13 protein-coding genes are annotated in these 13,005 nt (G+C 72.6%); 6 read left to right on the top strand and 7 right to left on the bottom strand.

Annotated features, from left to right (window positions below):
- The first annotated feature begins 198 nt into the window (after window positions 1-198).
- Window positions 199-1,053: a putative protein N(5)-glutamine methyltransferase gene (locus tag ACTYVM_RS21690; protein WP_445527516.1), complete on the top strand. Its 855-nt coding sequence runs from the start codon at window positions 199-201 to the stop codon at window positions 1,051-1,053.
- Between the two features lie 44 nt (window positions 1,054-1,097).
- On the opposite strand, the gene ACTYVM_RS21685 is transcribed toward ACTYVM_RS21690, so the two are convergent.
- The gene (locus ACTYVM_RS21685) at window positions 1,098-3,176 is read right to left on the bottom strand and encodes a SpoIIE family protein phosphatase (protein WP_445527515.1); all 2,079 of its coding nucleotides are present in this window, start codon (window positions 3,174-3,176) and stop codon (window positions 1,098-1,100) included.
- A 252-nt stretch (window positions 3,177-3,428) separates the two neighbouring features.
- Here ACTYVM_RS21685 and ACTYVM_RS21680 point away from each other — a divergent pair, with 252 nt between their 5' ends.
- The 3 genes from ACTYVM_RS21680 (at window position 3,429) to ACTYVM_RS21670 (ending at window position 6,520) form a co-directional block, all read left to right on the top strand.
- Window positions 3,429-3,800, top strand: coding sequence for a hypothetical protein (locus ACTYVM_RS21680; RefSeq protein ID WP_445527514.1), 372 nt, complete (start codon window positions 3,429-3,431; stop codon window positions 3,798-3,800).
- Window positions 3,801-3,887: 87 nt separating this feature from the next.
- The gene (locus ACTYVM_RS21675; RefSeq protein WP_445527513.1) at window positions 3,888-5,903 is read left to right on the top strand and encodes an oxidoreductase; all 2,016 of its coding nucleotides are present in this window, start codon (window positions 3,888-3,890) and stop codon (window positions 5,901-5,903) included.
- Window positions 5,904-5,968: 65 nt separating this feature from the next.
- Complete coding sequence (locus tag ACTYVM_RS21670) at window positions 5,969-6,520, top strand: PadR family transcriptional regulator (protein ID WP_445527512.1); 552 nt, start codon at window positions 5,969-5,971, stop codon at window positions 6,518-6,520.
- A 6-nt stretch (window positions 6,521-6,526) separates the two neighbouring features.
- Here ACTYVM_RS21670 and ACTYVM_RS21665 read toward each other — a convergent pair whose 3' ends face one another.
- The 5 genes from ACTYVM_RS21665 to dhaK form a co-directional block, all read right to left on the bottom strand.
- A complete protein-coding gene (locus ACTYVM_RS21665; RefSeq protein ID WP_445527511.1) occupies window positions 6,527-7,117 on the bottom strand; it encodes a hypothetical protein in 591 nt (196 codons plus the stop codon).
- Window positions 7,118-7,324: 207 nt separating this feature from the next.
- A complete protein-coding gene (locus tag ACTYVM_RS21660; protein ID WP_445527617.1) occupies window positions 7,325-8,275 on the bottom strand; it encodes a fibronectin type III domain-containing protein in 951 nt (316 codons plus the stop codon).
- A 335-nt stretch (window positions 8,276-8,610) separates the two neighbouring features.
- Window positions 8,611-9,021, bottom strand: coding sequence for a PTS-dependent dihydroxyacetone kinase phosphotransferase subunit DhaM (locus ACTYVM_RS21655; protein WP_445527510.1), 411 nt, complete (start codon window positions 9,019-9,021; stop codon window positions 8,611-8,613).
- 1 nt (window position 9,022) lies between these two features.
- The gene (gene dhaL / locus ACTYVM_RS21650) at window positions 9,023-9,628 is read right to left on the bottom strand and encodes a dihydroxyacetone kinase subunit DhaL (RefSeq protein ID WP_445527509.1); all 606 of its coding nucleotides are present in this window, start codon (window positions 9,626-9,628) and stop codon (window positions 9,023-9,025) included.
- Between the two features lie 44 nt (window positions 9,629-9,672).
- Window positions 9,673-10,665, bottom strand: a complete 993-nt coding sequence (gene dhaK / locus ACTYVM_RS21645) for a dihydroxyacetone kinase subunit DhaK (RefSeq protein ID WP_445527508.1) — start codon at window positions 10,663-10,665, stop codon at window positions 9,673-9,675.
- Between the two features lie 778 nt (window positions 10,666-11,443).
- Here dhaK and ACTYVM_RS21640 point away from each other — a divergent pair.
- Entirely contained in the window at window positions 11,444-11,707 is a 264-nt protein-coding gene (locus ACTYVM_RS21640; RefSeq protein WP_445527507.1) for a hypothetical protein, read from the top strand.
- A 150-nt stretch (window positions 11,708-11,857) separates the two neighbouring features.
- Window positions 11,858-12,406: a hypothetical protein gene (locus tag ACTYVM_RS21635; RefSeq protein WP_445527506.1), complete on the top strand. Its 549-nt coding sequence runs from the start codon at window positions 11,858-11,860 to the stop codon at window positions 12,404-12,406.
- Window positions 12,407-12,490: 84 nt separating this feature from the next.
- Here ACTYVM_RS21635 and ACTYVM_RS21630 read toward each other — a convergent pair whose 3' ends face one another.
- The gene (locus ACTYVM_RS21630; protein WP_445527505.1) at window positions 12,491-12,754 is read right to left on the bottom strand and encodes a hypothetical protein; all 264 of its coding nucleotides are present in this window, start codon (window positions 12,752-12,754) and stop codon (window positions 12,491-12,493) included.
- Window positions 12,755-13,005 lie beyond the last annotated feature (251 nt).

The raw sequence follows: 13,005 nt of genomic DNA, 5'->3' as shown, positions 1-13,005 counted from the left end.
GGCCGAAGAGGGGGCCTGCGGCCGAGCGTTGGGGTAGGGTGACCTGCGGCCGCGGAGGGTCCCGGTCGCAGGAAACCGAGGAGGTGAGACCCATTACCGCTGTGTCAGCTCGGGTGCTCTCCCCTCGCAACGGCGCGGATCACCGTCGGTAGGTGACCGCGGGAGCGCCCTTCGGCTCCCGAAAGGCCCCGGCATTCCATGCCCGCACTTCCTCCCCCTCCCGCCTCGTCCTCCACTCCCTCTTCCGGTTCTTCTTCTCCCTCTCCCGCTTCCCCGCCCCCGCGTGCCGGGGTGGTCGCCGCGCTGCGCGCCGCCGGCTGCGTGTTCGCCGAGGAGGAGGCCGAACTGATCCTCACCGGCGCGCGCACGCCACGGGAGCTCGCCGTCCTGGTGGAGCGGCGCGTCGCCGGATTCCCCCTCGAGCAGGTCCTCGGCTGGGCCGGGTTCCACGGTCTGCGGATCGCCGTGGACCCGGGTGTCTTCGTGCCACGGCGCCGTACCGAGTTCCTGGTCGACCAGGCGGTGGCCCGGTCGCCGAAGGCGTCCGTCGTCGTGGACCTGTGCTGCGGCTCGGGCGCGGTGGGCGCGGCGCTGGCCGCCGCGCTCGGCCCGGTGGAACTGCACGCCGCCGACATCCACCCGGCCGCGACGCGCTGCGCCCGGCGCAACGTCGTCCCCAGGGGCGGCACGGTGCACGAGGGTGACCTGTTCGACGCGCTCCCGGGCCGTCTGCGGGGCCGCGTCGACATCCTCGCCGCCAACGTGCCCTACGTGCCCACGGGAGAGGTGGGCCTCCTGCCGCCCGAGGCCCGCGACCACGAACCGCTGGTCGCCCTGGACGGCGGTGCCGACGGCCTCGACGTCCTGCGCCGTGTCACCGCCGAGGCCGCCGACTGGCTCGCCCCCGGCGGCTGCCTCCTGGTCGAGACCAGCGAACACCAGGCCCCACAGGCCCTCGCCGCCTTCACCCGGGCGGGCCTGACCGCACACCTCGCCGTCTCGGAAGACCTCTGCGCGAACGTGGTGACCGGGACCAGACACTCACGACACTGACGACACGGACGCGGTGAGGCCGTGGCGTCGGCGCGGCCGGGGGACTACGGCAGTGCCTGGGCGTGGGCGACGAGCAGGGCCACGTCGTCGTGGTTGTCCGGCCGGTGGAGGGTGCGCAGCAGGAGGTCGCAGAGGTCCTCCAGCGGCCGGGCCGGGCCGCCCAGCAGCGTCAGCAGCGTCGCCAGGCGCTCGTCCAGGGACTCCCGGCGCGTCTCGACGAGCCCGTCGGTGTAGAACACCAGCCGGTCGCCCGGTTCCAGGCGCACCGTCGTGGTGGAGAACGGGATGCCGCCGACGCCCAGCGGAACCCCGGTGGGCAGGTCGAGCAGCTCCGGGGGACCGCCCACCGGGATCCGGGCCGGGGGGAGGTGCCCGGCGTTGGCGATCAGGCACCGCCGCAGGTGCGGGTCGTGCACGGCGTAGAGGCAGGTGGCTATGGAGTGGTCCAGGCCGTCGGTGATCCGGTCGAGGTGTTCCAGGAGCCGTGCGGGGTCCAGGTCCAGCGAGGCCAGGGCCTTCGTCGCGGTGCGCAGCCGGCCCATCGTGGCCGCCGCGTTGATGCCGCTGCCCATGACGTCGCCGACGACGAGGGCGGTCCTGTCGCGTTCCAGCGGGATCACGTCGAACCAGTCGCCGCCCACCTCGACGGTGGCTCCCGCCGGCTGGTAGCGGGAGGCGACCTCCAACCCGCCCGTGACCGACGGGTGCCGGGGCAGCAGGCTGCGCTGGAGGGTGAGGGCGGCGTCCCGGGCGTTCTGGTACCAGCGGGCGTTGTCGATCTGCACGGCCGCGCGGGCGGCGAGCTCTCCGGCCAGCAGCACGTCGTCCGCGCTGAACGGCTCCGGATTGCGGGTGCGCTTGAGGTCCAGCGCGCCCAGCACCTCGCCCCGCGCGATCAGCGGCACGGCCAGATACGAGTGCACGCCCGCCCGGCCCAGCAGCCAGGCCGCCTTCGGGGACCTGGCGATCCTGGGCAGGTCCTCGTTCCTGACCCGCGCGACCAGGACCGGGCGCCCGGTACGCACACACAGCGTGACCAGCCGTTCGGGGCCGTAGTGGGCGATCTGCCCGGGCGGATCGGCCGCCGCCAGGGCGTCCGCGGCGTGGTCCGCCCGGACGGCCAGGGCCCGGATCACCGCCGGTTCGGCCGGTCCGAGACCGCTGCGGCGCCCCTCGACCACGGCCTCCAGCAGGTCCACCGCGGCCACGTCGGCCAGCTCCGGTACGGCGACGTCGGCCAGCTCCCGGGCCGTGCGCTCCAGCTCCAGGGTGGTGCCGATGCGGGCCGAGGCGTCGGCGATGAGGGCCAGGCGGCGGCGCGCGGCCTCCGCCTCTACGCCCGCCCGGTACTGCTCGGTGATGTCGACGACCGACACGGCCACGCCCAGCACGGTGCCGCCGGCGTCCTCCAACCGGTACAGCGAGTACGACCAGGCGTGGTCCTCGCCGGGATCGGCCGGGGTCCTGCCGACCGTGGACAGGCCGACGAGCGGCTGCCCGGTCTCCAGTACCTGGCGAGCCTCGGACTCCAGGGCCTCCGCGTCCAACCCGGGCAGGAGCGCGCGGGCCGTGCGGCCCACGTGCTCCTCGGCGGGCAGGCCGTTGATGCGTTCCAGGGCCGGGTTGACCGAGACGTACCGCAGCCCGTTGTCCAGCACGGCCAGGCCGATCGGGGACTGCGAGACAACCCGCTCCGACAGCGCCACGTCCCGCTCCAGTCGCCGTACGGTCGACTGGTCGGCGGCGAGCCCGAGCGCGTGGGCCTCCCCGCGGTCGTCGAGCAGCCGCATGGTGCGGAACTCCACCAGGCGGGTGCTGCCGTCCTTGTGCCGGACGGGAAAGGTGCCCGCCCAGCCCCGGCCGGTCCGCAGCACGTCCGAGAACAGCTCGATCACCAGGTCGAGGTGCCGCTCGTGGACGATGAGCTGGGCCGCGTACCGCCCCAGTGCCTCCCGCGCCGAGTAGCCGAAGAGCTCCGCGGCCTGCGGGCTCCACAGCACGATGCGTCCCCGGGCATCCAGGACCACGGAGGCGACGCCCAGCACGTCGAGCAGTCCGCCCGGCCATGCGTCCCGGCCCGCCGGCTCCTCACCCTCGGCAGAGGGGGCCCCGGAAGCAGTCATCCACGCACCGCCTTCGCCTGTCCGCGCGGCCCGTCGTCCCGGTGCGGGCACCCCTGGCGTACCGCGCCCGCACCCGTCGTCGAGGCGGTCCACCGCTTCCTTCCACCATCCCGCACCGCAAGGGCTCCTTCGCGCCGAATCGGCCGGCGGTGGTGTTCTGCCGGGAAACGGTGCTTTGCTGGTTCTTGTGAGTGGAGGGCCGCGCGGAGGGAACTTCGTGCGGTACCCCGGCCACGAGAGGGAGTGATCGTGATGGCGAACGAGCCGGAGCACCCCGAATCCGTCTCGGTGGAGCTGAGCGGATGCACCAAGGAAGACGCCCGGACCGTGTTCGACGTGCTGTGCGCCTGCTTCTCCTCCGACCGGTGTGCGGACGACGTGCCCAGGGACTACCACGAGGTGCGCCCGACCGTATGGCTCGGCACGTTCGACGTGGCCGAACGGCGCGGGGCGGAGCGCGGGCCCGCCCGGCTCGGGTCGTCCGTCGTGGTTGACGTGCAGGGCGGCTACTGGGCGATCGACCGTTTCCGCACCACCCTGGACTCCCTGTTCACCGTCCAGGACCTGTGCATGGCCTCCGGCGATCAGGAACGTGAACTCCACGTCCGCCTGGAAGGTCGCTGACGCGGGCCGCCGAGGAGACGCAGGAGACGCCGAGGGGTTTATGCAACTAGTTGCACAACCCCCTCGGCGTCCTCTACAACTACGGACATGAGCCGTTACCCCCATCTGCTGCGCCCGCTCGACCTGGGCTTCACCACGCTGCCGAACCGTGTCCTCATGGGCTCGATGCACGTCGGCCTCGAGGAGGCCGAGCGCGGATTCGAGCGGATGGCGGCGTTCTACGCCGCCCGGGCCCGCGGCGGAGTGGGGCTCATCGTCACCGGCGGCATCGCGCCCAACGAGGAGGGGCGGCCGTACGAGGGCGGCGCGAAGCTCACCACCGAGCAGGAGGCCGAGCAGCACGCGACCGTCACCGCCGCCGTGCACCGCGAGGGCGGCCGGATCGCCCTGCAGATCCTGCACTTCGGCCGCTACGCCTACCATCGCGACCTGGTCGCGCCCAGCCCCCTCAAGGCTCCCATCAGCCCGTTCGTGCCCCGCGAGCTCACCGAAGCCGACATCGAGCGGACCATCGACGACTACACGCGCACCGCCCGCCTCGCCCGCCGGGCCGGGTACGACGGCGTCGAGATCATGGGCTCCGAGGGCTACCTCGTCAACGAGTTCATCGCCGCGCGGACCAACCACCGCACCGACCGGTGGGGCGGTTCCTACGAGAACCGGACGCGTTTCCCGGTCGAGATCGTGCGCCGGGTGCGCGAGGCCGTCGGCGAGGACTTCGTCATCATCTACCGGCTGTCCATGCTGGACCTCGTGCCCGACGGCTCGACCCTGGACGAGGTCGTCGCGCTCGCCGGGGCCGTCGAGGCCGCCGGGGCGACCCTCATCAACACCGGCATCGGCTGGCATGAGGCCCGCATCCCCACCATCGCCACCTCCGTACCGCGCGGTGCCTACGCGTTCGCCACCAAGAAGCTGATGGGCCGGGTCTCCGTCCCCCTGGTGACCACCAACCGCATCAACACCCCGGAAGTCGCGGAGCAGTTGCTCGCCGACGGCTACGCCGACATGGTCTCCGTGGCCCGCCCGATGCTCGCCGACCCCGACTTCGTCGCCAAGGCCGCAGCCGGCCGCCCCGAGGCCATCAACACCTGCATCGGCTGCAACCAGGCCTGCCTCGACCACACCTTCAGCGGGCAGATCACCTCCTGTCTGGTCAACCCGCGCGCCTGCCACGAGACCGAGCTGGTCCTGACCCCGACCCGGCGGCGCAAGCGGGTCGCCGTGGTCGGTGCCGGACCCGCCGGGCTCGCCTGCGCGGTCTCGGCCGCCGAACGCGGCCATCCGGTCACCCTGTTCGACGCGGCGGGCGAGATCGGCGGACAGCTCAACGTGGCCCGCAAGGTCCCCGGCAAGCAGGAGTTCGACGAGACGCTGCGCTACTTCCGCCACCAACTCGACGCGCACGGCGTGGACGTACGACTGGACACCCGGGTGAGCGCCGGTGATCTCGCGGACTACGACGAGACGGTCGTCGCCACCGGCGTCACCCCGCGCACCCCCGACATCCCCGGCGTCGGCCACCCGAGCGTCCTCGGCTACCTCGACGTGCTCCGGGACGGCGCACCCGTCGGCGACCGGGTGGCGATCCTCGGAGCCGGCGGCATCGGCTTCGACGTGGCCGCGTACCTCACCGACGGCGGCGACAGGGCGAGCGAGGACCCGGCGGCGTACTTCCGGCTCTGGGGAGTCGACATGGACCAGCGCGCGCCCGGTGGACTCACCGCGCCGCGGCGGCCCGCGCCGCCGCGCACGGTGCATCTGCTCCAGCGCAGGACCACCAAGGTCGGCGCCGGGCTGGGCAGGACGACCGGCTGGATCCACCGCACCGAGCTGAGGCACCGCGGGGTCACCATGGTGCCCGGGGTGCGCTACGACCGGATCGACGACCGGGGCCTGCACCTGACCGTCGACGGCACGAGCACGGTCCTGGAGGTCGACACGATCGTGCTGTGCACCGGGCAGGAGCCGCGGCGCGACCTGTACGAGGAGCTGGTCGCCGCCGGGCGCCGCGCGCATCTGATCGGCGGCGCGCACCAGGCCGCCGAACTCGACGCCAAGCGCGCCGTCAGGCAGGGCACGGAACTGGCGGCGGCCCTGTAGGAATGGAGCGGCGGCGGCCCCGCGGGACCGCCGCCGGTGTGCGGTCCGTCCCTAGGATGATCGCCATGTCACTTCCGCACGCGATCCTCACGGCCCTGCTCGAAAAGCCGTCGTCGGGGCTCGAGCTGACGCGCCGCTTCGACAAGTCCATCGGCTACTTCTGGTCGGCGACGCATCAGCAGATCTATCGCGAGCTGGGAAGGCTGGAGGCCGGCGGCCTGATCCGCGGCCTGCCGGCGAAGGAGCCGGCCCGCGGGCAGAAGAAGGACTACGAGGTGCTGCCGGCGGGCCGCGCGGAACTGGCCCGCTGGACCGCCGCCTCCCAGGAACCGAAGCCGTACCGCGACGCCCTGCTGCTGCGGCTGCGCGCGGCGGCCGTGGTGGGCACCGCGGGCCTTCAGACCGACCTCGAGCACCATCTGGAGCTGCACGAGCGGCAGTTGGCGAAGTACCGGGAGATCGAGGAGCGTGACTTCCCGCCCGGCAGGGACAGCCCCGAGGACCGGCTGCGGCACCTGGTCCTGCGCGCCGGCATCGACCTGGAGACCTTCTGGGCGCAATGGCTCCGGCACGCGCTGGAGGAGTTCGTCGAGCTGCCCGGGCAGGACCCGCAGTGAGGACGGTCAGAACCGCTGTGGCCTCGAACGGCGGCGCAGCGCCCACCCGGTGGCGACCACCGCCGCCCCGACCAGGGTCCCGCCGACCGTGAGCGTGAGGGTCCCGTAGTCCTTGACGCCCCCGCCCAGGCCGCCCAGCACACCCCGGGTCGGGGCGGCCGTGGGCGCGATGTTCGGTGTGTTCGGGGGGACGACGTTCGGTGCGACGTTCGGTGCGACGGTCGGCCCGACGCGGCCGCCGGTGACGTTGATGGACTGGGTGCCCGCCGTGATGTTGTTCGCACAGACGACGGCCACGGTGTAGGTGCCGGGGCTCACGCTCTGCCAGGCGGCCGCCTGGCCGCCGGCCGTCCCGGTGAGCGCCACCTGGCGTCCCTGGGTGAAGTTCGTCTGGTTGCCGGCGAGCAGCGAGGCGGTGCCCCAGCGGCCGTTGACCTGGCTGCACACGCTGGTCGTCACGGTCACGGTCGAGCCGTTGGCGGAGACGGATATCCCGGTGCCGGCGGCGTCGGCGGTGCCGGCCGCGGGACCGAGGGCGAGGAGGGCGGCCGCCGTGGCGACGGCCGCGGAGTGTGAGGGGGGCTGAGTGTGGCGCATGGGACTGTCCTCCGACGGCACGGTCGGCGGACCATCCCATGTGCCGCCGGAGATAGGGGAATCGCCCGTGCTGCCTCGGTGCCAGCCAACGTCCCGCCGCGGCCGCCCGCATGCGGGGCGCGTCCGTACGGGTGGGCGCCGCCCGGGCGGCCGACGCCCGGTCGGGTGCTCGGGGCTGCCCCCGGTTGCGGCGGTGTGGTCGGGCGCTCAGGGCTTCCCGGTCGTCACCGAGCGCTCGGGCGAGAAGCCGCCCCAGGTGCCGTCCGGGAGCATCGCCCGGATCCGCACCCGGTGGCCCACCCCGGCCTCGCGCCCCAGGTAGAAGCTGTACGAGGCCTTCGCACGCGGTGCCGTGCCGCCCCAGACGAGGGAGGTGGCCGGCTGTCCGTCCAGCTGTACCTGGTACTGCGTCACCACACCGTCGGTGCGCGGCGGGACCCAGCTCAGGTCGAGGTAGTAGGCCCCGTCCGTCCGGTGGGTCGTGGCGCGGAAGGAGGACGGCGCGGTGGCGCGGCCGTCGTCGGATCCCGGCGCGGTGGTGAGCCGGACGGCGGCGCCGGCGGGGGAGAGGTTGTCGGCCGCGTCGCGGGCCCGCACGGTGAACACGTAGGAGGTGCCCGGCCGCAGGCCGGTGACCACGGCGGCGCTCTGACTGCCGCCGACGCTGTGGATCTTCGTTCCGCCCTGGTAGACCTCGTAGGAGACCACGCCCCGGTCGTCCGTCGAACGGGACCAGGACAGCTGGACGGCCCGGCTGCCCACCGTCCGGCCGCGCACGTCGAGCGGGCGGCTCGGGGCCGAGTGGTCGGCCGCGACGGCGGCCGGTGTCGTCGCCCGCACCGGCCGGCTGCGCGGGCCGAGCCGGCCGTCGGTGCTCCGCGCCCGAACGGTGAAGACGTACGTGGTCGACGGGCTGAGCCGGGTGATGTCCACCATGTGCTCACGGGCCGGTACAGCCTTCACCTTCGTGGTGCCGCGATACACCTCGTACCTGCCGATGTCCGAGGCCGCGGGCAGCGCGTTCCACATCACGTGCACGCTGCTCGCGCTCCCCGCGGCGGCGGTGACGCCGGTCGGAGCGCCGGGCAGCCGGCCGCCCTCCCCGTCGTCCGCGACGCTCCGGCCGCAGGCGGCGAGCAGTGCCAGCGCACCGCACAGTGCCACGACACGAGCGGGCGCGCGGGGACGGCGGGAAGCGGGGGCGGGATCGCGTCGCACGGGTCTGCCTCCCCGGGAACGGCGGCGTGGACGGCCCGCACACCGCACGAACAATGGTCCGGACCAATATGGCGTGTTGAGGGGAGCGCATCAAGAGGGCCGGAGTTGGTGGGAGTGCCGGGGCATTACGTATGCTGAAGCTCCTTCCGGGCTGAACCACCCCGCAGAGCAGGGGAGTTCACGCCGTGGCGCGGGCAGCTGTCGTCGCTGCCTCCCGCGTCGTCGCAGGCGGTCCGGGGGCCGGGTCGGCATGGATCCAGGCCCCCGGCCGCTGCTCACACCTTCCGGTAGCCGTACGCCTCCGAGGCCGCGGCCTCCACGGCGTCCAGGTCGGCTCCCGCCGCCGCCGTGACCACCGCGGCGACCGCGCCCTCGACGAACGGGGCGTCCAGCAGCCGTGTGTTCCCCGGCAGTTCGTCGCCCTCGGCGAGCAGCGCCTTCACGGTGAGCACCGCGCTGCCGAGGTCGGTGAGCACGGCGACCCCGGCGCCCCGGTCCACGGACGCGGCCGCGGCGGAGACCAGTTCGGCACTGGTGCCCAGCCCGCCGTCCTCCCGGCCGCCGGCCGCAGCCACCGGCACGCTCGCCGCACCGCCCGCCAGCCCCTTCGCCAGTTCGACCACCGAGGACGCCACCTCGGCGCTGTGCGAGACCAGCACGATCCCGACCGCCTTCGCGCCGCTCACGTCACACCTCCGCCGCGGCGGCCTCGGCCAGGGCCGCGATCAGCAGGGCGGACGAGGTGGCCCCCGGGTCCTGGTGCCCGATGCTGCGCTCGCCCAGATAACTCGCCCGGCCCTTGCGGGCCAGCAGGGGAGTGGTCGCCTCGGCGCCCGCCTCGGCGGCGGCGCGGGCCGCCTCGAAACCGTCACCGAGCGCGTCGACCGCCGGGACCAGCGCGTCGATCATGGTCTTGTCGCCCGGTGCGGCCCCGCCCAGCGTCATGACCCCCTCCACCCCGGCCCGCAGGGCCTCGGCGAACTGCTTCTCGCTCACCTCGGCGGCGTCCCCGAGCGCCTTGCCGGTCCGCCGCAGCAGCGTCCCGTACAGCGGCCCCGACGCGCCGCCGACCGTCGAGATCAGCTGCTTCCCGGCGAGGACCAGGATCGCGCCGGGTGCCGGTGGAGCCTCCTTCTCCAGCGCGGCCCGTACGGCCGTGAACCCGCGCTGAAGATTGGCGCCGTGGTCGGCGTCCCCGATCGGCGAGTCGAGGGCGGTGAGCCATTCCGCCTCGCGGGCCACGGACGCGGCGGTCGCCGTCATCCAGCGGCGGAAGAAGTCGGCGTCGAGCACTGGATCTCCCTTGCGTGGTAGGTACGGTCGAGGCGCTCGCGACGTCACCTGCCCCAGCGCAGGCCCGGTGTGCTCACCGGCGCGTCCCACAGCCGCAGCAGTTCCTCGTCGATCTGGCACAGGGTGACCGAGGCGCCCGCCATGTCCAGGGAGGTGACGTAGTTGCCCACCAGAGTGCGGGCGATGGCCACACCCCGCTCGGCGAGCACCCGGTGCACCTCCGCGCCGAAGCCGTACAGCTCCAGCAGCGGGGTCGCGCCCATGCCGTTGACCAGCAGCAGCACCGGGTTGCGCGGGCTCATGTCCTCCAGGACGGCGTGCACCGCGAAGTCGGCGATCTCGTGCGAGGTCATCATCGGCCGCCGCTCCCGGCCCGGCTCGCCGTGGATGCCGACGCCGAGTTCCAGCTCACCGGGCGGCAGGTCGAAGGTGGGGCTGCCCTTGGCCGGGGTGGTGCAGGCGCTCAGCGCGACGCCGAAGCTGCGGGAGTTCTCGTTGACCTGCCGGCCGATCGACTCCACCCGCTCCAACGGCTGACCCTCGTCGGCGGCGGCGCCCGCGATCTTCTCCACGAACAGGGTCGCGCCGGTGCCGCGCCGTCCGGCCGTGTAGAGGCTGTCGGTCACCGCCACGTCATCGTTGACGAGCACCTTCGCGATCTGGATGCCCTCGTCCTCGGCGAGTTCGGCCGCCATGTCGAAGTTGAGCACGTCGCCGGTGTAGTTCTTCACGACGAACAGCACGCCCGCCCCGCTGTCCACGGCTGCCGCCGCCCGCAGCATCTGGTCCGGCACCGGTGAGGTGAAGACCTCCCCCGGGCAGGCCGCCGAGAGCATCCCGGGCCCGACGAACCCGCCGTGCAGCGGCTCGTGCCCCGATCCGCCGCCGGAGACCAGGGCGACCTTCCCCGCCACGGGAGCGTCCCGCCGCACGACGACCCGGTTCTCCACGTCGACCGTCAGCTCGGGGTGGGCCGCCGCCATACCGCGCAGCGCGTCCGCCACGACGGTTTCGGCGACGTTGATGAGCATCCTCATGGATACCTCCGAGTGATCTTAGCGGGTGTGGTCCGACCTGTGTCTTTGCTGGTCAGGGTGCATGGCGGCCGGTGTTGATCTTGCCGGTCCGTGACGGTCGAGAGCGGTCTTTGGCGGTACTGGTGCTGACTTCATGCTGACTTTACTGACGGGTTATCAGTGAACTTGGGCAGGCGGATACGGGAAAGCCGGAGCGTCCCTACCGGCAGTATCGGCCTTGCGGCAGCGAAGGTCACCCGTGGCGACCAGTCAGGCGAACGAGCGAATGGGCGCCTACGGGCTTTTCGGCGATCTTGTGCAGCAGCCCACCTCCCCACGGGATGCGCCTGCTTCGCAAGTCAGTTCGCATGCTTCGCACAATGACCGACCCCCCTGTTTTCGTTGGAGGGGCGCGCCCGGCGACCTGTACGTGACCGCGCACGTCGGTAACGCGCCCGACGGGCCAAGGCGGCCCTGGGGCTCGCTCCCGGCAGCTGGGGCGTGACCGGCGTGGAGGATCGGGCTCAACCCAGGCGAACAGGCTTCTCCTGCAAGCGGGAGCGGCCCGTCTCGGGCGAGAGGGGGTGTCGCGGTTGTCGCCATTCCTCCGGATCACTGCGGGGGAACGCCAACGGCCAGCTGCGCTGGCCCAGGACGCGGGCGAGACACGCGGGAGGCGACACGGCATGAAGCCTTCTGATGCCCCTCTGTGATGAGGCAAGGTCACTGGCTTCAGCTCCGTCGGGGCAGATGAGCAAGGGGTGTTAGAAGTGAATTCGATCTTCGTCTGAGGGATAGGGTGGCGGCTTCCCGCGACCGCCGGCAGTTCCGAGAACAGCTCCCGCATCTCGGCCGCGGTCTTGAGGTAGTAGCCGCTGCCCTGGAGGCGGAAGCGCTTCTCGTCGAGCGCTTCGAGACCGAGATGTCGGTCATCGGCCCCATGGGGTTCTCCTCATACTTCCTCGTGGTCGCCGACATCTGCCAGTACGCCCGCGACGATGGACAGCCCGTGATCCATCAGCTCCAGGAAACGCGGCGATACATTCGGCGTGTTCCAGCTTGACGGAGGCGGCATGCGCGCCCCGCTGACCGAGCGCATCCCGCTGCACATGCGCGCCAAGGACGGCGTCAAGATCACCGGCTTCGACTACCCCAGTTGCGAAAACATGGGGCTGGTCAAGATGGAGACAGTGTCTTCGAGAACGTCGACGAGATGCCGCAGTACCCTGACGTGCCGGAGGGGGAGACCCAGGAGACCTGGCTGCGCAAGGAGTGCCTCAAGGGCCTCGCCAGGCGCTACGGCGACCCGATCCCGGCCGAGGTGCACCAAGCCTGGCAGACGCTGCGCACCTCCGCGTACGCCGATGCCTTCCGCACCCACGGCGCGCTCGAAGAGGCCCCCGACGACCCGGCCGTCATGCGACAGCGGCTCGCCGAGATGCGCGCGCACCTGCCCGCCCTGGCCACTCGGATCGACACCACCCGCGCCGAGGCCGCCCAAGACGCCCGCCACGAGGCCGTCGCGCTGCGAGCCAAGGCCCACGACCTGCGGGCGGCCGCTGAGCAGTTCCAGGCCGAGCAGCAACTGCGCCGGCAGATCAGCGGCCAGGCCCCGCAGTGGCATGCGGCCGAGGAAGCGGCCCGCGACGCCGCGCTGCAGCAGGAACGACGGCAGAGCACCCTGCGCACCCGGCAGACCCGCGAACAGGCCCAACGCGGGCTTCCGCACCAGCACCCGAGGGGTGGCATTCGCGTTGGCTGACCGGATGGCCTTCTCGCTCTGAACCGGGCTCGGTTTTCCGGCTCCCCTCGACTCCGGGAAGCCGCCGATAGCGCCTGGACCTCCTCACGGCAGGTCGTTGCGACCCAGCCACGTCGGCTTGACCGCTACCCCGTCCGAGTACCGCTCGACCTGCTGCTCCACAGGCTCAGCCGCTGCGGCGACGGGGGCACCCGTCGCCTCCACCACGGATTCCGGAGCGGCGGGCGCACCCAGCGTCTCCACCGCAGGTTCTGGGGCGGCGGGCGCGTCGGAGTCCTCGAGCAGCTCCGCCACCGTGAACCGGGTGACGAACGACTGCCACTGATGGGGATTCTTGAAAATCACCATGTCTACTCGTCGCCCCACTTGGTCCGGAGTTCAACGGAGTGGGGAGTTTCAATGAGTGGGGCGCGAGTTGTCGGCGGAGGGTCGCTCGTTCGTGCCGGCCGTGCTGGCCGGTTCACGGGCGTCTGTGGCCCCTGGACCCGGCTGACTTGTCGGGCGGCCCCTCCCGGGCGTGGCTGCGGAGCGCTTGATGGCACGATGGGCTCCGCCGTCCCCTCCGGGCCGTCGGAAGTCCGGCATGCCGGTCACCCATG

The sequence above is a fragment of the Streptomyces cyslabdanicus genome, assembly GCF_052663305.1.
Note: the sequence above shows the minus strand (reverse complement) of the source record. Positions and strands in the feature narration are given on the sequence as shown.

Bases quoted from the DNA above. Each gene is read 5' to 3' on its own strand.
- ACTYVM_RS21690 (WP_445527516.1), top strand. From the start codon at position 199: ATGCCCGCACTTCCTCCCCCTCCCGCCTCGTCCTCCACTCCCTCTTCC.
- ACTYVM_RS21685 (WP_445527515.1), bottom strand. From the start codon at position 3,176: ATGACTGCTTCCGGGGCCCCCTCTGCCGAGGGTGAGGAGCCGGCGGGC.
- ACTYVM_RS21680 (WP_445527514.1), top strand. From the start codon at position 3,429: ATGGCGAACGAGCCGGAGCACCCCGAATCCGTCTCGGTGGAGCTGAGC.
- ACTYVM_RS21675 (WP_445527513.1), top strand. From the start codon at position 3,888: ATGAGCCGTTACCCCCATCTGCTGCGCCCGCTCGACCTGGGCTTCACC.
- ACTYVM_RS21670 (WP_445527512.1), top strand. From the start codon at position 5,969: ATGTCACTTCCGCACGCGATCCTCACGGCCCTGCTCGAAAAGCCGTCG.
- ACTYVM_RS21665 (WP_445527511.1), bottom strand. From the start codon at position 7,117: ATGCGCCACACTCAGCCCCCCTCACACTCCGCGGCCGTCGCCACGGCG.
- dhaK (WP_445527508.1), bottom strand. From the start codon at position 10,665: ATGAGGATGCTCATCAACGTCGCCGAAACCGTCGTGGCGGACGCGCTG.
- ACTYVM_RS21635 (WP_445527506.1), top strand. From the start codon at position 11,858: ATGCCGCAGTACCCTGACGTGCCGGAGGGGGAGACCCAGGAGACCTGG.
- ACTYVM_RS21630 (WP_445527505.1), bottom strand. From the start codon at position 12,754: ATGGTGATTTTCAAGAATCCCCATCAGTGGCAGTCGTTCGTCACCCGG.